The organism is Brachybacterium sp. p3-SID1565, from assembly GCF_025143785.1.
GTDB classification, from domain to species: Bacteria; Actinomycetota; Actinomycetes; order Actinomycetales; family Dermabacteraceae; genus Brachybacterium; species Brachybacterium epidermidis.
Map to the genome: position 1 here is coordinate 59,161 of NZ_JAMBDS010000008.1, position 23,534 is coordinate 82,694.

Here is a 23,534-nt window from a genome sequence, read left to right on the forward strand (position 1 = left end):
GCAGAGCAACGGCGGCAGTGCGCACGCGGACGGCAGTGCGCACGACCGCAGCAGCGCAGGCGGCCAGCGCAGCGCCCACGCCCAGCGCGGCTCACGCGGCCGCGCCCAGCGCGGCCAGCGCAGCGCCCACGGCCCCGCCCAGCACAGCGCCCACGGCCCCGCCCAGCACAGCGCCCACGCCCAGCGCAGCGCAGGGGGCCAGCGCAGCGCACGCGGCCTGCACGGCCGGCGCCTCCTGCACCACCTCGCCACCTATGCGGTGCTGCTGGTGGCCGCGTTGCTCACCCTGGCCCCGTTCCTGGTCTCAGTGATGACCGCCTTCACCTCGCGCCAGCAGTTCGCCCAGCAGGGCCCACTGGCGGTGCCGGACCCACCGGTGCTGGAGAACTTCGTTCGGTTGTTCACCGATCCCGAGGGCTTCGTGACCCCGGTGGCGGTGACGGTGCAGATGGTGGCGGTGATCCTGGCCGGGCAGATGGTGTTCTCCGTGCTGGCCGCGTACGCCTTCGCCCACGTGCGCTTCCCGGGCCGGGACATGCTGTTCTGGGTGTACGTGGCCACCCTGATGGTGCCGCAGGTCGTGGTGGTGGTGCCGCTGTACCTGATGATGAGCGAGATGGGGTTGCGCGACACCTTCTGGGCGCTGGTGCTGCCGTTCGTGCTGGGCTCGCCGTACGCCATCTTCCTGCTGCGGGAGAACTTCCGCTCGGTGCCCTCGGAGCTGATGGACGCCATGCGGATCGACGGCGCCGGCACCGGTCGTCTGCTGTGGAACCTGGTGGTGCCGCTGAACCGGCCGATCATCGTGACCCTGGTGCTGATCACCGTGGTCACCCACTGGAACAACTTCATGTGGCCGATGGTGATCACCTCCGGCCCCACTTGGCGCGTGATCACGGTTGCCACCTCCGCCCTGCAGTCGCAGTACAACAACAACTGGACCCTGGTGATGGCCGGGACCACCCTGGCGATGCTGCCGCTGGTGATCCTGATGGTCGTGTTCCAGAAGCAGATCACCCGCTCGGTGGGCGAGACCACGCTGCGCTGAACCGGGCTACCCGGCCCAGCCAGCCCAGCCCGCCCCAGCTAGTCCGCCCCGGCCGGCCCGCCGACCAGCCCCGACCAGCCCCGACCAGCCCCGACCAGCCCCGACCAGCCCCGACCAGCCTGCCCCAGCTAACCCGCTATGTCCGATTCGCTGGCGACGGGACGGAATCGCCGATTTCGGGGCTGAAATGCAGCCGGTGCCTCACGGGCGTCCCGTGCTTCGTCAGCACCCGCGCAGCCCAGCTGGCCCGCCCCAGCTGGCTAGCCCCGACCAGCCCGCCCCAGCCGCCCCCAGCCAGCCCGCTATGTCCGATTCGCTGGCGATGGGACGGAATTGCCGATTTCAGGGCTGAAATGCAGTCGGTGCCTCACTGGCGTCCCGTGCTTCGTCAGCACCCGCCCAGCCCAGCCAGCCCAGCAAGCCCACCCCAGCCCAGCCCAGCAAGCCCGCCCCGGTTAGCCCAGCCAGCCCAGCCCAGCTGGCTCGCCCCGGCCAGCCCGCCCCAGCCAGCCCACCCCACGTCACGATCCGGTCTCCCTCCCCCATACCCCCTGCGGTTATCGCCATAATGAACCCACCAGCCCGCTCCCCTCACCCCGGATCAGCCGGGACGCACCGGGGGCAGAACGGAAGGATCCGCCATGCTGAACCGCCGCACAATGCTCGCCTCCCTCACCGCCGCCGGTCTCGCCGGTGCGGCGGTCGCCTGCTCCCCCTCCGCCCAGGACGGCGGATCCGGTGGTGGCAACAGCGGGGGCAACGGTGGCAGCGACGGCGGCGGGGGCAGCAACGGCACCCTGACGTTCCGCCTGTGGGACGAGCTCGCCCAGCCCGCCTATGAGGAGTCCTTCGCCGCCTTCACCGAGCAGTCCGGCTGGCAGGTCAACATCGACCTGGTCGCCTGGGGTGACTACTGGACACGCCTGCCCCTGGACGTGGCCAGCGGTGATGCAGCCGACGTGTACTGGATGAACTCCGCCAACTACGTGCTGTATAAGGACTCCGGCGACCTGCTGGACATCAACGAGGTGCTGCCCGACGCCGCTGACCAGTGGGAGGACAGCGTCGTGGAGCTCTACTCCCGCGACGGCGGCCTGTGGGGTGTGCCGCAGCTGTGGGACTCGATCGCGCTGTTCTACAACAAGCAGCTGGTGGACGAGGCGGGCGTGGACCCGTCGGCCCTGGAGTTCGATCCGTCGGCCGAGACCGACTCGCTGCGCGAGGCGGCCACCAAGCTCACGCTGGACGGTGAGGGTCGCCATCCCGGCGAGGACGGCTTCGATGCCGATGGCCGCGCTCAGTTCGGCTTCAACTCGCAGGCCGACCGGCAGGCGATCATCGGCCCGTTCCTGGCCTCCAACGGCGCCCAGTGGCAGCAGGACGATGCGTACGTCTTCGCCTCCGAGGAAGGCATCGCGGCCTTCCAGTACATGGCGGACCTGGTGAATGTGGATCAGGTGGCACCGAGCGCGGCGGACACCAACGAGAACGGCGACTTCAGTCGCGACCTGTTCACGCAGGGGAAGCTGGGGCTGTTCCAGTCCGGCCCCTACAACCTGGGCAACATCTTCGATGGCGTGGCCGACAGCTTCGAGTGGGCGATCGCCCCGCCGGTGGCCGGGCCCGAGGGTGCGAAGTCGCTGGTGCACGGCGTGGTCGCGGTGGGCAATGCGAAGGCCCCCGAGGACAAGCAGGAGGGCATCAAGGCGCTGCTGGAGTGGCTGGGCAGCGCGGACGGGCAGCGCCCCCTGGCCGAGCAGGGCGTGGCCTTCCCCGGCCACAAGGAGGCGCAGGACGCGTTCATCTCCTTCTGGGACGAGAAGGGGGTGGACGTGAGCGTGTTCGTGGAGGCGGCGAAGAACCCTGCGGAGGCCGATACCGGCGCTCGCGCCAATGCCGGCCTGACCGCCGCCATCCCGATCTTCCAGGAGGTCTTCATCGGCCGCCTGCCCGCCTCCGAGGGCATCCCCCAGGCGCAGGAAGAGGGCAACGCCGCCATGCAGGTGTGAGGCGAGCAGCCTCCCGGTGAGCTGGGCGCTGCGGAGCCGACGTGCTGCGCGCCGGGCACTGGACGCCCGTTGTCGGTGTCGGGGCCCTGAAAGCGGGGCGCATCTGAGAACCACACAGTGGTTCTGAGGTGCGTCCCGCTCTCAGTGCCTCCGGTGGCCCCTCCACTGACCCTGCACGAATCGTTCCCGTAATGTGCCCGAGTCCCGCCCCCGTCACGTCCCGGGGCATGGCAGGCTCAGCGCATGATGCAGACCACACCGCCGCCCGGGGGCACGGGACGCGAGGGACAGGCCGCTGACGGGCACCAGGAAGGCCGCGAGCCCGGCCACACGGTCCACCCCAGCTACGACTACGGCGACACGGACGGGTACGGCGGCGCCAGCGGGGCGGCACCGGAAGGCGGCCCGGAGCACGGCCCGGGCGAACCGGCCTGGGGGGCGCCCCCACCTCGGCCTCGCGACCACGCCGTCGCCGCCTCACCCCACGCCGTCGCCGCCTCACCCCACGCGACCGACGGGCCCGGCATCCGCGCCGAGCACGTGAGCCGGGCCTTCGGCAGTGTGCAGGCGGTGCTGGACCTCAGCTTCGAGGCACCGCGCGGCGCGGTCACAGCGCTCGTCGGCCCCAACGGATGCGGGAAGTCCACGCTGATGCTGATGCTGGCCTCTCTGCTGGCACCCGACTCCGGTCGGGTGCTGATCGGAGGCATCGACCCCACGAAGGACTCCCCCGCGGTGCGCCGCGCCGTGGGCTGGATGCCCGACCAGTTCGGGGCGTGGGACTCCCTGCGCGTGGCCGAGGTGCTGGAGGTGATGGGTCGGGCCTACTTCCTGCCCTCACGGCAGGTCTCCACCCGGGCGATGGAGCTGCTGGACCTCATGGACCTGCAGACCCTCGCGCAGCAGCCGGCGCACGTGCTCTCCCGCGGGCAGAAGCAGCGCCTGGGCCTGGCTCGCGCCATGGTGCACTCCCCGCAGGTGCTGATCCTGGACGAGCCCGCCTCGGGCCTGGATCCGGCCTCGCGCCGACGCCTGCTGCGAGTGGTGCGGCAGACCGCCTCCGACGGCACCACCGTGCTGGTCTCCAGCCACATCCTCTCCGAGCTGGAGGAGATGGCCGACCACGTCGTGTTCATGGACGCCGGCCGCGTGGTGGACGCCAGCAGCATCCGCGCCCTCGCCGCCCGGCCCCGCACCTGGAAGGTGGGGTCGTTGGACCACGACGCCCTGATGCGGGCTCTCGAGGCCGTGGGGGTGCAGCACAGCGGCGTCGCCCCACCGGACAGCACGGCCAGCGGGCATGCGGAGGCCACCTTCCGGCTGCCCGACGAGGCGACCGCAGCCCGACTGCTGGCGGACCTGACCGCCCAGGGCGCCCGCATCGTCTCCTTCGGGCCGGCGACCGGCAGGCTCGAAGCGGCGTACCTCTCCTCCGCCGCAGCTCAGCGACAAGGAGCCCTGTGATGAGCACTCCCCCTCCGCCGCAGGGCCCGAGCACGCAGGCCCCTGCACCCTCTGCCGGCCCCACGCCCTCGACAGGCCCCGCGCCCTCGACCGGCCCCGCGCCCTCTGCCGGCCCCGCGCCCTCGACCGGCCCCGCACCCTCGTCCGGCCCCGCGCCCTCGCAAGGCCCCGCGAGCGCGCCCTTCGCCAACGGGGCGCTCGCACTGCGCCTGCGCGGACTGGGCCTGGTGACCTCCCTCGAGCTGCGTCAGCGCATCCGCTCGCGCCGCTGGTACGTGGCGCTGGGCCTGTGGACGGTGGCGCTGCTGCTGCTCGGCCTGGTGATCCTGGCGCCGACGGCCATGTTCACCGGGTACGTCGCCTTCCGCGAGACCTCCCGAGTGGTGTTCAGCCTGCAGATGCTGCTGGTGCTGTTCGCGATGCTGCTGGTGCTGCCGGCGATGTCGGCCGGGTCCATCAACGGTGACCGCAGCGCTGGCACCCTGGCCACGCTGCAGTCCAGCCTGGTCTCCCCTCTGGAGATCGTGCTGGGCAAGCTGCTGGCCGGGTGGCTGACGGGCCTGGCCTTCCTGTTGCTGGCGCTGCCGTCGGTGCTGCCCACGGCCCTGCTGGGCGGGGTAGGCCCGCTGTACCTGCTGCGGGTGCTGCTGGTGATCTCCGCGCTGGCCCTGTGCGTGACCGCGGTGGGCCTGGGGCTCTCGGCCATCACCGCCCGGCAGCTCGGCTCGGTGGTGCTGGCCTACGTGGCGGTGTTCGGGGTGACCGTGGTGGGGCCGATCATGTGGGGCTCCTCAGCGGCGTTCCTGCAGGAGGAGCGCGAGGTCACCGTCTACTACGACGACTACGACTTCAGCGACGGCACGGACGACTCCTGGAGCCAGGCGCGCTGCGTGCGCGAGCTCGACGAGCGCACCGTGGTGCGCCTGGACATCTCCCAGCCGCTGATCTGGCCCAACCCCGTGCTGCTGCTGGCCGACGTGGCCCCGCCCATGCCGCCGTCGACCATGTCGGCCGCCGAGGAGTCGTGGGACCTGCTGCAGCTGATGCAGCTGGGCCTGCGGCATGCCACCCAGCCCCTGCATCCCAGCAACTTCAACAACTGCTCACTGGACGCCGAGGGGTACCCGTCGGAGCTGGGCAGTCCCGCCAACCGGCCGATCTGGCCCCTGGGGCTGGGCTGCTGGTTCCTGGCGGGCGGCGCGTCCCTGGCCCTGGCCACGTGGCGCCTGGCGGTGCCGATCAGGATGCTCGGCAAGGGGATCCGGATCGCCTGAGTCCGGGCCGACGAACCGTGCCGACCCTGCGGCCGTCCGTCGCACGGCTGGCCCGCGGGCCGACCCGGCGGCCGCCCGTCGCACGGCTGGCCCGCGGGCCGCCCGGCGCACGGCTGGCCCGCGGGCCGACCCGGCGGGCCGACCGGTCCCCTCCGACCCCGTCACCTCAGCGCTCCCGCAGACCCGTGATGCTGTCGGGGATCTCGTGCCCGCGCGACTGGCCGTCCTGGGGAGGGGCCTGGAAGGGCGAGCCCTCCCCGCCGAAGTCCGGCAGCTGCCCGGCGGCGACGTCGGCCGAGCGCACCTCGGTGCTGCGGGCCCCGGGCAGGGACTCGTCGATCCACAGTCGCTCCCCGGCGGCATCCAGGTCGAACAGCTCCAGGGAGTGGTCCTTGCCGCCGGCCTGCAGGCGCTGGCGCAGGTGGGCGCGCACGGCGGGATCGCGGGCCCGATCGGCGCGGGTGCCGATGTCCGGCGCCACCAGGGCATACTCGGTCTCCCGGCGCATGTACCGGTGGGCGGGCCCGTAGAACACGTCCCGCAGCCCGTTGCGCATCGCGGCGACCGTGCCCGCACCCAGCAGCGGCACGCCCACCAGCGCCCCCAGCACGATCCAGGTCCAGGCCAGGCCCGTGGCGGCCCCGAGCAGCTCGAGCAGCAGCGCCACCAGTACGATCGCGAGCAGCGCGGCCCCGGCGGTGATCCCTCCGGCGAGGCCCACCACCCTGGCCTCCCAGGGGTTCACCCGTGCGCGGTGCGCCCACGACGAGTAGGAGCGCTGGTCGGTGACCTGCTCTCTCTGGGATGCCGACAGGGCCGCGGCCAACGCCGGTGCGGTCGCAGCAGCCACCCCCGCCACGGCCAGCACCAGGAACGCCCCCAGGATGACGGGCAGGCTCAGCGGGGCGGACTGCACGGCCTCCAGGTCCTGCCCCATGCCGGTGAACACGGTGACGACATCGGCGATGCCGAACACCATCACGCCCAGGGACAGCAGCGCCGGTGCCACCCACCGCAGCCAGGCCCCACCGGAGTGCAGCAGCGCGTATCCCATGCCCCGCGGGGTCAGGGCGCCGTCGGCCTCGGGCGTGCCCAGGTTGGGCGGCAGGTGCCGGCGGTCCTGAGCCAGCACCTTCTTCGCGGCGGCGCGGCGCTGGTCCGGGTCACGGTCCAGGCGGGCGGTGGTCTCCAGTGCACTGGCGGGGGTCACGCCGAGCACGCGCGGCGCGCTCACCCAGGTGCGGATCCACACCCACGCCAGCATGATCGCCAGCAGGCCGGCGCAGGCCGCGGTGAGCGGTCCCGCGCTCAGGCTGGGCCAGTGCAGCAGCGGCACCCGCCCGAAGGGCTGGGTGACCAGCAGTAGCAGGATGGCGGTGACCACCAGGGGCGGGGCCATCAGCACCGCGGTGATGCGGGTGGCGACCTGCCGCTGGAAGCCGGCCTCACTGAGATGGTGCTGCGGGTTGATCCCGGAGATCGCCCGTGACGCCAGTGGCAGCAGGGCCACGCTCAGTGCGGTGGCACCGGCGGGCAGGAACAGTGCGGCCGTCCACAGCCCGGCCGAGGTGAAGCCCAGCGATCCCAGCGCGACCCGCAGGTACATCGGCTCGAACAGGCCCACCAGCAGGCTGAGCAGCCAGTACGTGGGCGAGGCCCCGGTGACGTAGAGGAACAGCAGCACGTACCACAGGCCGATCAGCACCAGGGCGGGCATCCACACGATGCGCAGCAGGCGGCGGGTGATGGCGGCGCGCGAGTCGACCAGGATCTCCCCGGGCGGCACCAGGGAGGGGGGATCCTCGGGCAGGCGCACGGGTGGCGGCAGGTCCGTCAGCGGCGGCAGGGCGCGGTCGAACGGCGCGGTCATCGCTGCTCCCTTCTCCCGCGTCGGGCGGTGGCGGATGGGCGGAGCGGGCGGCGGGGGATGGGTGGGACGGGCGGCGGGCCGACGCGCGGGCTTCACACGCTGCGCCTGCCCAGGAAGGCACGGCCCAGCGTCATCTCGTCGGCGTAGTCGAGGTCCCCGCCCACGGGCAGGCCGGAGGCCAGGCGGGTGACCGTGATCTCCAGCGGCCCCAGCAGTCGGGAGAGGTAGGCGGCGGTGGCCTCCCCCTCGATGTTCGGGTCCAGCGCCAGGATCACCTCGGTGGTCTCCCCGGTGCCCAGGCGCTTCATCAGCTCGGTGATGCGCAGATCGTTGGGACCCACGCCGCCGATCGGGTCGATCGCGCCCCCGAGCACGTGGTAGCGGCCCTTGAACTCGCGGATCCGCTCGATGGCCACGATGTCCTTGGACTCCTCGACCACGCAGATCACCTCGTCGCTGCGGCGGGGATCGGTGCAGATCCGGCAGCGGTCCTCGGCCGAGACGTTCCCGCACACCTCGCAGAACCGCACCGTGTCCTTGACCTTCACCAGCACCTCGGCCAGGCGCCGCACGGCGGCGTCATCGGCGTCCAGCAAGTGGAACGCGATGCGCTGGGCCGACTTGGGGCCGATGCCCGGCAGCTTGCCGAGCTCGTCGATGAGGTCCTGGACGATGCCTTCGTACACCCGTCCAACTGTAGTTGCCCTGGCTGACACCCGAACGTCTGGCGCATCGCGAGCCCTGGCAGACTTGGCGAATGCTCCACCGCCGCGCCTCCCGCACCCGCGACACGACCCGCTCCCGTGGCGCGGCTGACACTTCCGGGGATGCGGCTGACCGCTCCCGGGACCGCTGGGCCCGTGCCCTGCACCTGGGCTCCGCCCCTCTGGTCGCCGGCGCCCTGTGCGCAGCCGACGGTCTCGGTCCGCTCCGCGGCGCGATCTCTGCCGGGACGGCACTGGCAGGCGGGATCCTCACCGAGGTGCTGCTGGGACCGGAGCCGCTCACGCGCGCCGATCACGTCACCCGGGTGCGCGCCTCGCTGATCGCGGCGCTCGCGGGCCGCCTTCTCGCGGGCCGCCTGCTCGCGGACGCAGACCTCGAAAACGGTGCCGATGGGAGCACGGCCCGCCTCCGCACCATCCCGCAGGCAGCATTGTTCACCCTCGCCATCGGCCTGGACGCGATCGACGGGCAAGTGGCGCGCCGCACCGGCTGCACCACCACGCGGGGCTGGCGCTTCGACCTGGAGGCCGACGCCGCGGCGATCGCGGTGCTGTCGTCCGCGATGCTGCACCGCACCCGCTGGGTGGTGGTGCCCGGCGCACTGCGCTACGTGTTCGGGGCGGCGCGGCAGCTGGTCCCGGCCCTGCGGGGCGAGCTGGAGCCGCGCCTGTCGCGCCGGGTGATCGCGGGCGGGTCGATGGTGGCGCTGGTGGCGACCACGTGGCCCATGGTCCCGCAGCGTGCTGTCCGCGCACTGACGGGCGGGGCCGCGCTGGCGCTGTCGGCCTCCTTCGCCCGGGACGGCGCGGATCTGCTGCGCGGATTCGGCGCGGACGGCTCCCCCGGACAGGGCCGCCCCCGCTAGCCTGGACGTTCACATCCGCTTCCGAGGAGAGTCATGGTCCAGCTGCCCGACACCCTGCTCGACGCCGTCCACGAGAGACTCCTGGACGGCCTGGGGGAGGCCGGCTCCAGCCAGGAGATCGCCGGCCGCGTCATCGCATACCTGCGCAACACGGCCGAGACCACGGTGAGCGTGGAGCCGGACGGCACCACGTTCGTGATCACAGGGGACATCCCGGCGATGTGGCTGCGGGACTCCGCCGCCCAGCTCACCCCGCTGCTGCGCCTGGTGGTGGGCGAGGTGGGCTCCGCGGAGGACCGCGCGGGGCTGGTGTCCCTGCTGTCGGGCCTGCTGCGCCGCCACTGGCAGTACATCGTGATCGACCCGTACGCCAACGCCTTCAACCGCCACCCCGACGGCTCCTCCTGGGACGGCGACGACACCGATCGGGACAACCCCTGGGCGTGGGAGCGCAAGTTCGAGCTGGACTCCCTCTCCTACGGGCCGGACCTGGCCTGGCGGGTGTGGAAGGCCACCGGGGACACCTCCTGGGCCGATCAGGAGTTCCTGCCCGCGGCCCGCGCGATCCTGGAGACGGTGCGCACCGAACAGCACCACGAGGAGCGCTCCCCGTACCGCTTCCGCCGCCCCGGCGTCCCTGCCCAGGACACCCTGGCGCGGGACGGCCTGGGCGGCCTGACGGAGCCGACGGGCCTGGTGTGGGCGGGCTTCCGGCCCAGCGACGACACCTGCGAGCTGGGCTACAACATCCCCGGCAACCATTTCCTGGCGCTGGCCCTGGAACGGCTCGGGGACCTGCTGGAGCACGTCGTCGGTGAGGCGGACGATGCCGCCGAGGCGCGTCGACTCTCCGCCGAGATCCGTCAGGCGCTGGACGAGCACGGCCAGATCGACGGACCGGAGGGCGAGCGGATCTGGGCCTACGAGGTCGACGGCCGCGGCAATTACGTGTTCCTGGACGACGCCAACGTGCCCAGTCTGCTGTCGCTGCCGTACCTGGACTGCGCCGATGCCGCCGATCCGCTGTACCGGGCCACCCGCGCGGCGGTGTTCTCCCGCGCCAACCCGTACTACTTCGCCGGCCTGTACCTGGAGGGCGTGGGCTCCCCGCACACGCCGAAGGACCACGTGTGGCCGATCGCGAAGAACATCGAGGGCCTCACCAGCGGTGACGACGCTGAGAAGCGCCGCATCCTGGAGCAGCTGATGCGCACCGACGGCGGCACCGGGATGATGCACGAGGGCGTCCACGTGGACGATCCCACGATCTTCACCCGCGAGTGGTTCTCCTGGTCGAACTCGATGTTCTGCGAGCTGGCGCTGGACCTGGCGGGCATCCACAGGACCCAGCGATGACGTCGATGCCGCACCCCTATGATGCGAGCGAGCCGTTCACAGCCAGCCGTGTGGTGGAGGCGCCGGAGATCCCCACTGCGGTGGTGAAGCTGGACGACGTCCCGATGTACGAGATGTCCTCCCTGATGGACGGCACGTTCTCGCACCTGGCCGATGCACTGGCCGAGGTGGGGATCCACCCGATCGGGCCGGCCGTGGTGCTGCACCACCGGATGCCGGTGGACACGGCGGATCTGGAGGTGGGCTTCCCCGTGGACTCCCCTCTCACTGAGACCCTCACGTTGCCCAGCGACTACGAGGTGGTGGGCTCGGTGCTGCCCGGGGGTCGCGTCGCCGTGATCTCCCACATGGGTGCCTACGGGGGCCTGGCGGAGACCTGGGGCGCGTTCACCGAGGACATCGGCCGGGACGGGGAGCAGATGACGTACCCGTTCTGGGAGATGTATGTGAGCGTGCCCTCTCCCGACGTCGACCCGGCGGCGCTGCGCACGGACCTGTTCAGCCTGCTCGAGCCGCGCGGCGAGCGCGCGTAGCACCAGGCCCGGTTCAGTAGTCCGGTCGCTCCTCGATCACCTCGAGCACCTTCCCGCCCAGCACGGACTCGATGACCTCGCGCCCGGATCGGCGGGTGTACTCGGCATCCTCGTCGTCCCGGGTGGCACCTCCGGTGGGATCATCGTCCGGCTCGTCCGCGCCACCGGCCTCCCCCGGTGCGGCCTGCTTCCCCTTGACCACTCCGAAGCGCCGACCCGCATGCCGGGAGGCGTGAGCGGCCTCGCGCGCCAGGTCGGCCCCGGAGCGGGGACGCTGCGGCGCGGGTTCGGGTTCGAGCTCGGGTGCAGCAGGCGCCGGCTGGGCCGCCGTCACCGAGGCGACCACCGATGCAGCAGCGGGCTCATCGGGCGGCTGTGCGGTGGACTCCGCCGGCTTCGAGTGCACCACGCGCCCCTCGGCGATGGCACGGCGCAGGGCTGCCTGGCCGTAGGTGCGCGGCTCTCCCTCAGGGAGGCTGTCGCGGCCCTCGTCCTCAACCACGGGGATGTCCTCGTCGGCGGGCGGGGCCGGCGGGGCGGGCGCACGGTCTGCGGAGGCGGGCCCACGGCCTGGGGAGGCGGGCCCACGGCCTGGGGTGGCGGGCGATGCCTCGACCTGCGCGGGCCGTGCGGCAGGAACACGAGCCGCAGCCGTGCTCGGTCCTGGCCCCCAGGAGCTGTCCTCCGGGTCCGGCGGGTAGGGGTCGTCGGGCTCCGGTGCGAAGTCCTCCTGGGCGGGGGCCGTGCGTTCGGCGCGCTGCTGGGGCCGCGGCTGGGCAGAGCGCTCCGATGCCTGCGTGCGGGCGCCGCCGAGGGTGGCGACGGCGACATCGCCCCAGCTCTGGGATGCCCGGTCGCGGGCGGTCGAGGCGGCCGGCCCCGATCCCCCGCTCTCCTCGGTCCGCGGGGATCCGCTCTGCGGGGCGTCTCCCTGTTGGGGTGCAGGCGCCGGCCCACCACTCGGTGCGCTGCCGGGCCCTCCGCTCGGCCCTCCGCCGGACGCGCCGCCGGACGCGCCGCCGCCCGGGCCCGGGTCCTCCCCCACCACGGCATCGACGGTGACCTTGACACGCATGATGCGGTGGACGGCTTCGGCGAGGTTCTCCGCGGCGGTACCGCGACGGAACGCCGCCAGCAGACCCTCCGTGCGAAAGCCCAGGAGCAGCGTGGATCCCTGCGCCCCGTGCACGTGCGCGTTCTGCGACAGCAGCGCCCAGCTGGGGCGCCTGATCTGCGCGAGCTCGTCGAGGATCGCGGACCAGTGGCCCCGCACCTCATCGGCATCCAGGCCGCTGCCTCCGGCGGCGGGCTGCTGCGACGCCGGCTGCGGGTCCGGCTGCTGGGCGGCTGCCGGGGCAGGTTGCTCCTCGGTGGGCCGTTGCTGCTCCGGCCGTTGGGGTGCGGGCTGGTTCTGGTGGGGCTGCTCGGGTCGCTCCGGGGGCGGCTGGCTGGGGGCACGCACCCCTCGGGCCTGTCGGGCGGCCTCGGCCTTCTCCTGTGCGATGCGGCGGGCCTCGTCGCGGCCCGATCCACCGGGCGCGGGCTGCGTCGGCGCAGCGGCGGGCGCCTGCGGGGCGGAACCTGCCGCCTGGGCGCCCGCCTCGTCCCGCAGCACCAGTCGGGCGGCCAGCAGCTCGAGGTGCACGCGCGGCGAGGTGGCACCGCTCATCGTGGAGAGGGTCTCGTGCACCAGCTCACCGGCGGTGGACAGATCCGCCGGTGCGAAGGTGGAGGCCTGGGCGGTCATGCGTTCGAGGTCCCCGGCCGGGATGTGCGGCAGCAGATCGCCGCCGCGATCGGGCACCGCCGCCAGCACGATCAGGTCGCGGATGCGCTCCAGCAGGTCCTCCACGAAGCGGCGCGGCTCATGGCCGGTGGAGATGACCTCCTCCACCGCCCCGTACAGGGCGGCGGCGTCGCGCTGGGCGATCGCCTCCACAGCGCGGTCCAGCAGGGCGGTGTCGGTGAAGCCCAGCAGTGCGATCGCGGTGGGGAAGTCCAGGCCGTCCTCCCCCGCCCCGGCCATCAGCTGGTCCAGCACCGACATGGAGTCACGGGCAGACCCGCCCCCGGCGCGCACCACCAGCGGCAGCACGCCATCCCCCACGGGGACCTGCTCGGCCTCGCACACCTCCCGCAGGTACGGGCTCAGCACCTGCGGCGGGATCAGGCGGAACGGGTAGTGGTGGGTGCGGGAGCGGATGGTGCCGATGACCTTGTCCGGCTCGGTGGTGGCGAACACGAACTTCACGTGCTCCGGCGGCTCCTCCACCAGTTTCAGCAGGGCGTTGAAGCCGGCGGAGGTGACCATGTGGGCCTCGTCGATGATGAACACCTTGAAGCGGTCCCGCACGGGCGCGAAGGAGGCGCGCTCACGCAGCTCACGGGCATCATCCACACCGCCGTGGCTGGCGGCGTCGATCTCCACCACGTCCAGGCTGCCAGCGCCGTCGCGGGCCAGGTCGCGACATGAATCGCACTCGCCGCAGGGGGTGTCCGTCGGCCCCTCGGCGCAGTTCAGGCAGCGCGCCAGAATACGGGCCGACGTCGTCTTCCCGCAGCCGCGGGGGCCGGAGAACAGGTAGGCGTGGCCGATCCTGCCCGCGTTCAGCGCACGCCGCAGGGGCGTGGTGACATGGTCCTGGCCGATCACCTCGGCGAAGGACTCCGGACGGTATCGACGGTACAGAGCAGTGGCCACCCCCACAGGCTAGTGGAGGGGGCTGTCAGTCGGAGCCGCTGTGGATCAGTCCGAGGCCCGGCCGGGCTGATCATCCGGCGCCGACGGGGCGTCATCGGAAACACCCAGCTGGGAGCGGCGCCGCTTGAGCTTGCCGAGGGTTATCCAGAACACCAGCAGCACGATCACCACCGGGATGCCGACATCGAACACCCAGCTGGGCACGTCGAACGGCAACGAGAACGAGAACTCCGGGATCCAGCCGAACAGGGTCTCGCGCAGCCATGCCAGAGCCCGGCCGATCGGCTCCAGAACCGCGTCGATCACTTCCCCCACCGGGCGCAGCAGCTCCGCGATCCACTCCACCGGCGGGCGGATCAGGGACTCCACCCATTCCCGCACCGGGCGCAGCAGGCCACTGAACAGCGCGCTGATGCCCAGCAGCGGGATCAGGTACTTCGCGGCCGTGAACGCGGCGCTGACCAGCGCGAATCGCATCGGATGAGCGAGCTTGCGCTGTTCACGCTGCCAGGAGGCGCTGCCCTTCTCGGGCACGAGTGGGGTGGGGTGGAAACCCCCCATCCGCTCCCCCTCCGCACCACTCAATACATCCACCTCGCCCTTGCCGCCCAACCCGGCGGTGCTCACCCGGATCCGCTCGGCGATGCGCAGCTTCCCGTTCTCATCGGGCCGCCGCACCACGTAGTCGACCGTCCTGAAGGACTCCTCTGCACTGAAAGCCAGGCCGTCCACCTCGCCGCTGGCCTCGCCGCCGGCCGCCTCCCGGGCTCCGGAGTCCGCGCTCACCGTCGTGGTGCGGGGCTTCGACTCCCGGCGGGGGTCGTGGAAGACGCCGTCGATGATCACCGTGGCCCAGGTGTCCACCACGCCGTGACGCGCCCGCACCACGTAGGTGTGGCCCTCGACCGTCCCGCGGTACACGGTGGCCTGGGGCTGCGTCGAGGTCTCGTCGACGGGGTCTGTCGTCGTCCCGGCGGGCTGGGTGGCGGTCATGTCTCCAGCCTGCCGAGTCCCCCCGTTCGCTGCCATCGACCCAATGGCCGATACCTGGGCAGACATAGGTAGGAGATCAGGCGCGCACAAGGGGTCGCCGGCCGGCGAGCCACAGCACCAGCGCCGCTGCCGCAACCCACATCGACCAGCTGGCCGCCTCGAGGATCCAGCGGTCCGGCCCGCCGGACAGCGGGGTGGTGAGGTTCTGCTCGATGGCCACGCGCAGGCTGTTGAGGAGCCCATGGGCGAGCAGGGCCGGCCATATGCTCCCGCTCAGCTCCCGCAGCACGGTCAGCAGCGGTGAGACCGCCGCAATCGTCCCCAGGTACGCGATCGAGTCCGTCGGCCCCATGCCCAGGGCGAGCACGATGGGAAGATGCCACAGCGCCCACAGCACCGCCGTGACCAGTGCGGTCGCCAGGATTCCGTACGGGCTGAGGGCACCGTGGAGCCACCCGCGCCATCCGGTCTCCTCACCGAAGGCCAGGACCGTCTGCAGCACAGCGACCAGGGGCAGCGCCACCAGGATCGCGGCCGCCTCCTCCGGGGTGCTCCATGCGGCCGACCCCAGGGCCACCGATGCGAGGACCCGCAGCACCGGCACCACGGTGAAGACCGCTATCGCCAGCAGCATGCCCAGCACCAGAGCGCGGCCGGAGGGCACCAGCAGCCCGAGGTCGGCTCTGAGCCGGCCGGGTCGGCGCCGCACCAGCAGGGCGGCCAGCAGCGGGGTGAACTGGGCTATCGGAACCACCAGTGCTGCAGCCTCGGGGGGCAGCAGGTCCAGCGCGAAGGGAGCCGAGAGCAGGCACGCCGCCACCAGCACCAGCGCAGAGAACGCGAGGATGCGGGAGATGGGCACAGCGTCGGCGGGGACGGCCGTGGCAGCAGGGGTGGGTTCGGGCGTGGTCACGGGGGTCATCGCGGTGCTCCTGGGGTGATGGGATGCCGACACCGATCACGGTAGGAACCGCACCCTGGTCCACGCGCCGGGGCCCTCCGCCCCATCCGGCGGGGGCTATCCCCCCACCCGGACATGAAAGGACCCCTCGTGCACCTGCCAGAGCCCGCCTGCCCTTGCTGCCGTCAAGCCCTGGGGGAGTTCAGCGAGATGACACCACACGAGGGGTCGCCCATGAGTGTAGCGGTCCCGAGCGCAAGGTTCGAGGCGGTGTGCGGTAGGCCGCTCAGCGCCTGGACGAGGACGTCGCCGCTGCCAAGCGTCTGGCGCTCGGCGCCCGGGTCAGCGCCCGGTCTCGATGCCGTAGGTCACGACACTGCAACGGAACGAGGAACACTCGATTTCCTGTCACGGTGTCGACTACTGTCCCGAACAGCACCCACTCGTGACCCCCCTCACACGGCGATGCCGTCGATGTCATCGCCGTGCCCCGCAGCCCCGTCCCCTTTTGCCCCCCAGGAGAGTTCCATGAGTTTCGCCGACATGATCAGTGCCGCCGACGGGGTGATCTGGTCGACCCCCCTGGTCGCCCTGTGCCTCCTTGCCGGCCTGTACTTCTCGATCCGCACCGGGTTCGTGCAGCTGCGCGGTCTTCCCGACATGATCAAGCAGCTCATCGGTGGCGAGAAGTCCGCCGATGGCACCTCCTCCTTCCAGTCGCTGATGATGTCGCTCGCCAATCGCGTGGGCATGGGCAACATCGGTGGTGTGGCCACCGCGATCGCCTTCGGCGGTCCCGGCGCTGTGTTCTGGATGTGGACCGTGGCCTTCCTCGGCGCGTCCACCTCGTTCATCGAGTCCACCCTGGGGCAGATCTACAAGGAGAAGGACCCGGACACCGGTGAGTACCGCGGTGGCCCGGCGTACTACTTCGAGAAGGCCTACAAGCACAAGGCTCCGGGACTGTCCCTGGCCTTCGGAGTCCTCTTCGCCTGCGTGTCCATCCTGGCGATGAGCTTCTTCCTGCCCGGCGTGCAGGCCAACGGCGTCTCCTCCGCCATGAACAACGCCTGGGGCTTCCCCAAATGGGCCACCGCCATCGGCATGGTGATCCTGCTGGCCTTCATTGTGGTCGGCGGCGTCAAGCGCATCGCCATGTTCGCCGCCTACGTGGTGCCCCCGATGGCGATCCTGTACATCCTCGCGGCGCTGCTGGTGTTCTTCGTGAACTTCGACCAGATCCCCCACGTGTTCGGTGAGATCTTCTCCGGCGCGTTCGGCATGCACGCCGTGTACGGCGCCATCATCGGCCTGGCCATCAAGTGGGGCGTGCAGCGCGGCATCTACTCCAACGAGGCCGGCCAGGGCACCGGCCCGCACCACGCCGCTGCCGCTGAGGTCTCCCACCCGGCCAAGCAGGGCTTCGTGCAGGCGTTCTCCGTGTACATCGACACCCTGTTCGTGTGCACTGCCACCGCGTTCATCATCATCTCCACCGACATGTACACGGTGTTCCAGGACGAGGCCTTCCCCGCCGAGGGCGACCCGCTGTACGTGGGAGAGATCGGCACCGAGGTGGAGCCCGGCCCCGGCTTCGTCCAGTCCGGCTTCGACACCTTCGTCCCGGGCGGCGGCGGCACCTTCGTGGCGATCGCGCTGGCGTTCTTCGCCTTCACCACGATCGTGGCGTACTACTACATGGCTGAGGTCAACGTCGCCTACCTGGCCCGCCGCCTCCCCAACCCGATGCTGCGCCGCGTGGTGATCCGTGTGCTGCAGGGCCTCATCCTGGTCTCGGTGGCCTACGGTGCGGTGACCAAAGCCGGCTCCGCCTGGGGCCTGGGCGACATCGGCGTGGGCTCGATGGCCTGGCTGAACATCGTCGGCATCCTGATCGTCCAGGTCCCGGCCCTGAAGGCGCTGAAGGACTACTACCAGCAGAAGAAGCAGGGCATCGACCCGCAGTTCGATCCCCGCACGCTCGGCATCCACAACGCCGAGTTCTGGGAGCTGCGCGCTGACGGCCGCGCCCTCCAGGGCCGCACCGGCGAGGAGGTCGCCGGCACCGCCGCCGCACAGCCGGCCGATCCGGTCGACGGCCCGGGCACCGGCGCTCCTCGCACCTGATCTCGGAGCTGCGCAGTCCGATCGACGCGCACAGCGGTCACGGCAGAACGGCCCGGTCCTCGTGGACCGGGCCGTTCTTCTGCGTCACGGGCCCGAGGAGCTCGGGGTCGACGCGTGTGCTCAGCTCATCCGCTGCGCGGGAGAGACCGTCTTGGCGGGATCGGCCTCGGGGATGTCGCCGAGCACCTCGTCGATGCGGGTCATCACATCGGCCTCCAGGCGCACGCCGGAGGCCTTCACGTTCTCGGTGACCTGCTCCGGGCGGGAGGCGCCGATGATCGCCCCGGCCACGTTGTCGTTGGCGAGCACCCAGGCCACGGCGAGCTGCGCCATGGTCAGGCCCAGCTCCTCGGCGATGGGGCGCAGTCCCTGCACGGCCTGAAGGGTGCGGTCCTCGAGGAACCGCTTGATCATGTCGGCTCCGCCCTTCTCGTCGCGTGCGCGTGATCCCTCCGGCGGTTCGGCGCCGGGCTGGTACTTGCCGGTGAGGATGCCCTGGGCGACGGGTGACCACACGATCTGGGAGACGCCCAGCTCCTGGGAGGTGGGCACCACGCGCTCCTCGATCACGCGCCACAGCATCGAGTACTGGGGCTGGTTGGAGACCAGCTGGATGCCCAGGTCGCGGGCCAGCTGGTGGCCGGCGCGGATCTGGTCGGCGTTCCATTCGGAGACGCCGATGTACAGGGCCTTGCCGGCGTGCACCACGTCGGCGAAGGCCTGCATGGTCTCCTCCAGCGGGGTCGCGTAGTCGTAGCGGTGGGCCTGGTAGAGGTCGACGTAGTCGGTCTTCAGCCGCCGCAGCGAGCCGTCGATGGATTCGCGGATGTGCTTGCGGGACAGACCGGTGTCGTTGTGCCCCTTCGGTCCGGTGGGGAAGTAGACCTTGGTGAAGATCTCCAGCGACTCGCGCCGCTCCCCCTGGAGGGCATCGCCGAGCACCACCTCGGCGGCGGTGTTCGCGTAGGTGTCGGCGGTGTCGAAGGTGCTGATGCCGGCGTCGAGGGCAGCCCGCACGCACGCGGTGGCGCGCTCGTCCTCCACCTGGGAGGCGTGGGTGAGCCAGTTGCCGTAGATGATCTCGCTGATCTTGAGGCCGCTGCGGCCGAGGTGTCGGTGTTCCATGCGGAAACACTACGGCGGTCGCCTGTGCGACCAGAAGGGCGCCGCACTCGACGGCCCAGGAGGAGGGCCTCGTGCACCGGGGACCACGGTGCGGACCCCCGTGGCAGACCCACCGGGTGTGACCTAGGATACGGCCACCCTGCAGGCCCGCCCCCACGGGCCTGCGCGCTTCCCCGACCCGAGAGTCCGAAAGCGAACCATGAGCACCTCGCACCCCTCCTCCCCCTCCCCCGGCAAAGGCCCAGCCCCCGGCACAGGACCCACTCCCGGCACCGGCACCGGCGGCGCCCCCCGCGCCGACCGCGGCGCCTTCTCGGGCCGCACCGCGTTCATCTTCGCGGCCATCGGATCCGCCGTGGGCCTGGGGAACATCTGGCGCTTCCCCGCCGTGGCCTACGACAACGGCGGCGGCGCATTCATCCTCCCGTACCTGGTCGCCCTGCTGACCGCCGGCATTCCCCTGCTGTTCGTCGACTACGCGATCGGCCACCGCTGGCGGGGCTCACCCCCGATGGCATGGCGCCGCCTGACCCGCTGGACCGAGTTCATCGGCTGGTGGCAGGTGCTGATCTGCGTGGTCATCGCCGTGTACTACGCGCTGATCATCGCGTGGGCCATGAACTACACGGTGTTCTCCTTCGACACCCGCTGGGGCGACGACCCCGGCGCCTTCTTCGGCTCCTTCACCCGGGCCCTCGAAGGGGCCGACGCCACCGTCGCCTTCGACTACGTCCCACCCGTGCTCATCACCTGCATCCTGGTGTGGGTGGCCATCGTGCTGGTGATGGTGCTGGGTGTGCACAACGGCATCTCCAAGTCCGCGATGATCTTCATCCCGCTGCTGGTGATCATGTTCGTGATCCTGGTGGTGCGGGCCATGATGCTGCCCGGCGCCTTCACCGGCCTGAACGCCTTCTTCCGGCCCAACTGGGGCGCGCTGCTGAGCCCGGGGGTGTGGGTCGCGGCCTACGGCCAGATCTTCTTCTCCCTGTCGGTGGCATTCGGCATCATGCTCACCTACGCCTCCTACCTGAAGAAGAACACCGACCTCACCGGCTCCGGCCTGGTGGTCGGCTTCGCCAACTCGAGCTTCGAGATCCTGGCCGGCATCGGCGTGTTCAGCGCGCTGGGCTTCATGGCCCAGGCCCAGGGCGTCGCGGTCGACGAAGTGGTCTCCTCCGGCATCGGCCTGGCGTTCATCGCCTTCCCCGCCATCATCGGCGAGGCCCCCGGCGGGGCCCTGATCGGCGTCCTGTTCTTCGGCTCCCTTGTGCTGGCCGGCTTCACCTCACTGGTCTCGATCGTGGAGGTCGTCATCTCGGCGATCGGCGACAAGTTCGGGCTCTCCCGCGTGCCGGCCACGCTGCTGGTGACGGTCCCGCTGGGCCTGTTCTCGATCGCGGTGTTCCCCACCACCATGGGCCTTGCCCTGCTGGACGTGATGGACAACTGGGCCAACCAGTACGGCATCGTCGGTGCCGCCCTGGTGAGCACCGTGGTCCTGGTCTACCTGGTGCGGGCCCTGCCCACACTGCGCGACCACCTGAACCTGCGCGGCTCGTTCCGCCTGGGCACGGGATGGACCGTCTCCGTGGCGGTGATCGTGCCGATCGTGCTGGGCGTCTCGCTGATCGCCTCCACCATCGACCTGATCGGCGGCGAGGGCACCTACTCCGGCTACCCGCTGTGGTTCAACATCGTGTTCGGCTGGCTGATGGCACTGAGCCTGGTGGTGGGCGGCGTGGTGCTGTCCCTGCTGCCCTGGCCCCGCGATTCGAACCTGAACCGGCCGGACTCCGACGGGGACGAACTGGCACCGCCCGTGGTCCCCGGCACCGGCCTGTCCGGCCATGACGTGGCCACCCCCCACCAGCTGCGCCCGGCCGGGCCGCAGGACGGCCGTCCCTGAGGCCCGCATCCTCAGGCACCCAAACTCTCCACTGTTCCCGAACTCCAGGAGGAGTCAATGTCCGTCTCCGCGATCGTCATGATGGCCGTCTCGATCCTCACCGTGTGGGGAGGACTCGTGGCCGCGGTGCTGAACATCATGCGCCACCCCGAGAGCGACGTCTGACCAGCACTGCTCGAGGCCCTGACCGCTGCGCCCGCGCCACGGTCGGGGCCTCGACCATGTCCGCGGCACCGCTCGGAAGCCTCCGGATGTGACCTAGGTCTACCGGTTGGTCATGGATTGGGACGATCCGACACGGACGAGGGACCAACTTCCCAAGTCGGGCACAGCGGTCACCCGGCACGGGTGCGCTCGCGCCGCCGCAGGCGCTACGGCTCACATCACGGCTGGCCAGCGCGAGATGTGGGGGAGAAGGCGGAGGAGTGAGCGGCCCCGGGAGGGATGACGCGCGAAAAAGCCCGGAATTGTACAACAGGCCCCAGGGCCTACCGAACGTCTGGACTTACGATTCTGCAACATCACACGCTCCCGCCTAGGGTCGAGCCATGGCGCCCACACAACCGGTGTGCGTTTCGAGACCCGGGAGGTATGTCATGACCGATCCCTACCGTGACCAGAACCAGACCCACCGCGGGGAGCCGTGGAACCAGCCGCCCACCCCGGGCGCGCCTGGCACCACGTCCGGCGGTGTGGAGGGCCAGGGAATCCCCGGCCCCGGCGTGCAGGGCACCGCGGTGCCCCCGCCACCCGTCCCCTACGACGACGACAAGAGTGGAACCGGCCAGCAGGCCAAGGACTCCGCACGCAACGTCGCCGAGGACACCAAGCAGGCAGGCGGCGCTGTGGCCGGCACCGCCAAGGACGAGGCCCTCAGCGTGAAGGACGATGCCGTGCGCGAGGGCCGCAAGCTCTGGGACGAGACCTCCTCGACCCTCAGCACCCAGGCCTCAGACCAGCTCAACCGCGCCGCCGGCACGGTGCGCACCTTCACCGACGACCTGGGCCGGATGTCCCGCGGCGAGAAGCCCGAGGACGGCCTGGCCACCGATCTGGCCCAGCAGGTCACCGACCGCACCGCCGCCCTCGCCGACTGGCTGGAGAACCACGAGCCGGCCGACGTGCTGACCGAGGTCAAGAGCTTCGCCCGCCGTCGCCCCGTCGCGTTCCTGGCGATCGCCGCCGGCCTCGGCTTCGCGGCCGGGCGCCTCACCCGCTCCGTCGCTCAGGTCCACTCCGACGACGACGACCAGGACGTCTGGGCCAGCCGCACCGGCACCGCGGGCTTCTACGGTCCGGGTGACGGCCAGTACCGGGCCACCCCCGTGGACCCGCAGCCGGGATACACCACCGGCGGCACCGTCCCGCCCGTGGACCCGTCCGTCGGCCAGGCGGTCCCCGGCACCCCGGGGTACGACGCACCCGGCCAGCAGGGCTACCCCTACGACGCTCCGGTGCCCCCCGCCGAGCCGACCCGTCCGGTGCCCCCGCGCCTGCCCGAGACCGATGGGCGAGGTGACATCCGGTGAGCTCCCAGTACACCCCTCCACCCACCGAGGCCGAGCGCCGGGCGGAGACGGAGTCCCTGGGGACCCTGATGTCCAAGGTCACCACGGACCTGTCCACGCTGATCCGACAGGAGATCGCGCTGGCCAAGGCCGAGCTGACGATCTCCGCCAAGAAGGCGGGCAAGGGCGCCGGGATGTTCGGCGGCGCCGGTGTGGCAGGGCACTTCGTCCTGCTGTTCCTGTCCATCGCCCTGTGGGCCGCCCTGGGCGGCACCGTCATCGGCTACGCATGGGCCGGCGTGATCCTCGCGATCCTGTGGGCGATCCCGGCCGCCATCCTCGCCGTGGTGGGCAAGAAGAACATCGACGAGATCGAGGGCGCTCCGCAGACCGCCGAGACCCTCAAGCAAGTCCCCGAAGCCGTTACTCCCTCTAAGGAACCGCGATGAACCAGCAGCATCCTGACGAGATCCGTGCCGATATCGAGCGGACCCGCTACAACCTGTCCAACGACGTGGACGCCATGGCCGAGAAGGTCACGCCCTCCAACGTCGCCCACCGCCAGGTCGACAAGGCCCGCGGCGCCGTGCGCGACGCCGTGGGCGGTGTGAAGGACCGCGTGATGGGGACGGCCGACGACGTCGGCACCAGCGTCTCCGACACTGCATCCAGCGCCAAGTACGGCGTGCAGTCCGCGGCGCAGGACGCCGGTGACGCCGCACGCCGGGCACCCCACCAGATCAAGCGGCAGACCCAGGGCAACCCCCTGGCCGCCGGTCTGATCGCCCTGGGCGTGGGCTGGCTCGCGGCCTCGCTGCTGCCCGCCTCCCAGAAGGAGCAGCGTCTGGCCCAGCACATCGAGGATCGCGCACAGCCGGTCCTCGACGACGTCAAGGACCAGGCCCGCCACGTGGCCGACGAGCTCAAGGAGCCCGCTCAGCAGGCTGCCCAGAACGTCAAGGAGTCCGCTCAGGACAGCGCCGAGAACGTGAAGCTCGAGGCGCAGATCCAGAAGGACGAGGTCACCGACTCGGCCAAGAGCAACGCCGAGGACGTCAAGAACACCGCGCAGGACAGCTGACGCGCACCGGACCGGGCCCCGTGCCCGATCCGCTCCCCCGTCGA

The 23,534-nt window shown here is 71.4% G+C and carries 19 protein-coding genes and 1 other RNA gene; 13 read left to right on the forward strand and 7 right to left on the reverse strand.

Annotated features, from left to right (window positions below):
* Positions 1-217 precede the first annotated feature (217 nt).
* The 4 genes from M4D54_RS03695 to M4D54_RS03710 all read left to right on the forward strand — a co-directional run bounded on the left by M4D54_RS03695 (position 218) and on the right by M4D54_RS03710 (position 5,795).
* A complete protein-coding gene (locus M4D54_RS03695; protein WP_193866720.1) occupies positions 218-1,048 on the forward strand; it encodes a carbohydrate ABC transporter permease in 831 nt (276 codons plus the stop codon).
* Between the two features lie 641 nt (positions 1,049-1,689).
* On the forward strand, positions 1,690-3,057 hold the full coding sequence (locus M4D54_RS03700; protein ID WP_193866689.1) for a sugar ABC transporter substrate-binding protein: 1,368 nt from the start codon (positions 1,690-1,692) through the stop codon (positions 3,055-3,057).
* A gap of 243 nt (positions 3,058-3,300) precedes the next feature.
* The gene (locus M4D54_RS03705; RefSeq protein WP_311199671.1) at positions 3,301-4,521 is read left to right on the forward strand and encodes an ABC transporter ATP-binding protein; all 1,221 of its coding nucleotides are present in this window, start codon (positions 3,301-3,303) and stop codon (positions 4,519-4,521) included.
* The gene (locus M4D54_RS03710) at positions 4,521-5,795 is read left to right on the forward strand and encodes an ABC transporter permease (protein WP_259890321.1); all 1,275 of its coding nucleotides are present in this window, start codon (positions 4,521-4,523) and stop codon (positions 5,793-5,795) included. Before M4D54_RS03705 ends, M4D54_RS03710 begins: the two co-directional genes overlap by 1 nt.
* A 166-nt stretch (positions 5,796-5,961) precedes the next feature.
* Here M4D54_RS03710 and M4D54_RS03715 read toward each other — a convergent pair whose 3' ends face one another.
* Complete coding sequence (locus M4D54_RS03715) at positions 5,962-7,665, reverse strand: hypothetical protein (protein WP_259890322.1); 1,704 nt, start codon at positions 7,663-7,665, stop codon at positions 5,962-5,964.
* 92 nt (positions 7,666-7,757) lie between these two features.
* On the reverse strand, positions 7,758-8,351 hold the full coding sequence (gene recR / locus M4D54_RS03720; protein WP_259890323.1) for a recombination mediator RecR: 594 nt from the start codon (positions 8,349-8,351) through the stop codon (positions 7,758-7,760).
* A gap of 71 nt (positions 8,352-8,422) precedes the next feature.
* Here recR and M4D54_RS03725 point away from each other — a divergent pair, with 71 nt between their 5' ends.
* The 3 genes from M4D54_RS03725 to M4D54_RS03735 are packed head-to-tail and all read left to right on the forward strand — an operon-like array spanning position 8,423 to position 11,145.
* Positions 8,423-9,256, forward strand: coding sequence for a CDP-alcohol phosphatidyltransferase family protein (locus tag M4D54_RS03725; protein WP_259890324.1), 834 nt, complete (start codon positions 8,423-8,425; stop codon positions 9,254-9,256).
* A 33-nt stretch (positions 9,257-9,289) separates the two neighbouring features.
* Positions 9,290-10,612 (forward strand): glycoside hydrolase family 125 protein, encoded by a 1,323-nt coding sequence (locus tag M4D54_RS03730; RefSeq protein WP_259890326.1) that lies wholly within the window; start codon positions 9,290-9,292, stop codon positions 10,610-10,612.
* Complete coding sequence (locus tag M4D54_RS03735) at positions 10,609-11,145, forward strand: GyrI-like domain-containing protein (protein WP_259890327.1); 537 nt, start codon at positions 10,609-10,611, stop codon at positions 11,143-11,145. The genes M4D54_RS03730 and M4D54_RS03735 overlap by 4 nt, the downstream gene beginning before the upstream one ends.
* Before the next feature lie 13 nt (positions 11,146-11,158).
* Here M4D54_RS03735 and M4D54_RS03740 read toward each other — a convergent pair whose 3' ends face one another.
* The 4 genes from M4D54_RS03740 to ffs form a co-directional block, all read right to left on the reverse strand.
* Entirely contained in the window at positions 11,159-13,846 is a 2,688-nt protein-coding gene (locus M4D54_RS03740) for a DNA polymerase III subunit gamma and tau (protein WP_259890328.1), read from the reverse strand.
* Positions 13,847-13,891: 45 nt separating this feature from the next.
* Entirely contained in the window at positions 13,892-14,839 is a 948-nt protein-coding gene (locus tag M4D54_RS03745) for a hypothetical protein (protein ID WP_259890329.1), read from the reverse strand.
* A 76-nt stretch (positions 14,840-14,915) separates the two neighbouring features.
* Positions 14,916-15,761, reverse strand: a complete 846-nt coding sequence (locus M4D54_RS13805) for a type II CAAX endopeptidase family protein (RefSeq protein WP_311199672.1) — start codon at positions 15,759-15,761, stop codon at positions 14,916-14,918.
* A gap of 115 nt (positions 15,762-15,876) precedes the next feature.
* An RNA gene (gene ffs / locus M4D54_RS03755) (signal recognition particle sRNA small type) lies at positions 15,877-15,973 on the reverse strand.
* Positions 15,974-16,268: 295 nt separating this feature from the next.
* On the opposite strand from ffs, the gene M4D54_RS03760 reads away from it, so the two are divergent.
* The gene (locus tag M4D54_RS03760; RefSeq protein ID WP_259890330.1) at positions 16,269-17,867 is read left to right on the forward strand and encodes a sodium:alanine symporter family protein; all 1,599 of its coding nucleotides are present in this window, start codon (positions 16,269-16,271) and stop codon (positions 17,865-17,867) included.
* A gap of 120 nt (positions 17,868-17,987) precedes the next feature.
* On the opposite strand, the gene M4D54_RS03765 is transcribed toward M4D54_RS03760, so the two are convergent.
* Positions 17,988-18,992: an aldo/keto reductase family protein gene (locus M4D54_RS03765; protein ID WP_259890331.1), complete on the reverse strand. Its 1,005-nt coding sequence runs from the start codon at positions 18,990-18,992 to the stop codon at positions 17,988-17,990.
* Positions 18,993-19,191: 199 nt separating this feature from the next.
* Here M4D54_RS03765 and M4D54_RS03770 point away from each other — a divergent pair, with 199 nt between their 5' ends.
* The 5 genes from M4D54_RS03770 to M4D54_RS03790 all read left to right on the forward strand — a co-directional run bounded on the left by M4D54_RS03770 (position 19,192) and on the right by M4D54_RS03790 (position 23,490).
* Positions 19,192-20,901, forward strand: coding sequence for a sodium-dependent transporter (locus tag M4D54_RS03770; RefSeq protein WP_259890332.1), 1,710 nt, complete (start codon positions 19,192-19,194; stop codon positions 20,899-20,901).
* A 57-nt stretch (positions 20,902-20,958) separates the two neighbouring features.
* Positions 20,959-21,066 (forward strand): methionine/alanine import family NSS transporter small subunit, encoded by a 108-nt coding sequence (locus M4D54_RS03775; protein WP_017823107.1) that lies wholly within the window; start codon positions 20,959-20,961, stop codon positions 21,064-21,066.
* A gap of 431 nt (positions 21,067-21,497) precedes the next feature.
* Positions 21,498-22,430 carry a hypothetical protein gene (locus tag M4D54_RS03780; protein WP_259890333.1) on the forward strand — a complete coding sequence of 311 codons (933 nt, stop codon included), beginning with the start codon at positions 21,498-21,500 and terminating at the stop codon, positions 22,428-22,430.
* Entirely contained in the window at positions 22,427-22,858 is a 432-nt protein-coding gene (locus M4D54_RS03785; RefSeq protein ID WP_259793230.1) for a phage holin family protein, read from the forward strand. Before M4D54_RS03780 ends, M4D54_RS03785 begins: the two co-directional genes overlap by 4 nt.
* Positions 22,855-23,490 carry a DUF3618 domain-containing protein gene (locus M4D54_RS03790; protein ID WP_259890334.1) on the forward strand — a complete coding sequence of 212 codons (636 nt, stop codon included), beginning with the start codon at positions 22,855-22,857 and terminating at the stop codon, positions 23,488-23,490. Before M4D54_RS03785 ends, M4D54_RS03790 begins: the two co-directional genes overlap by 4 nt.
* Positions 23,491-23,534 lie beyond the last annotated feature (44 nt).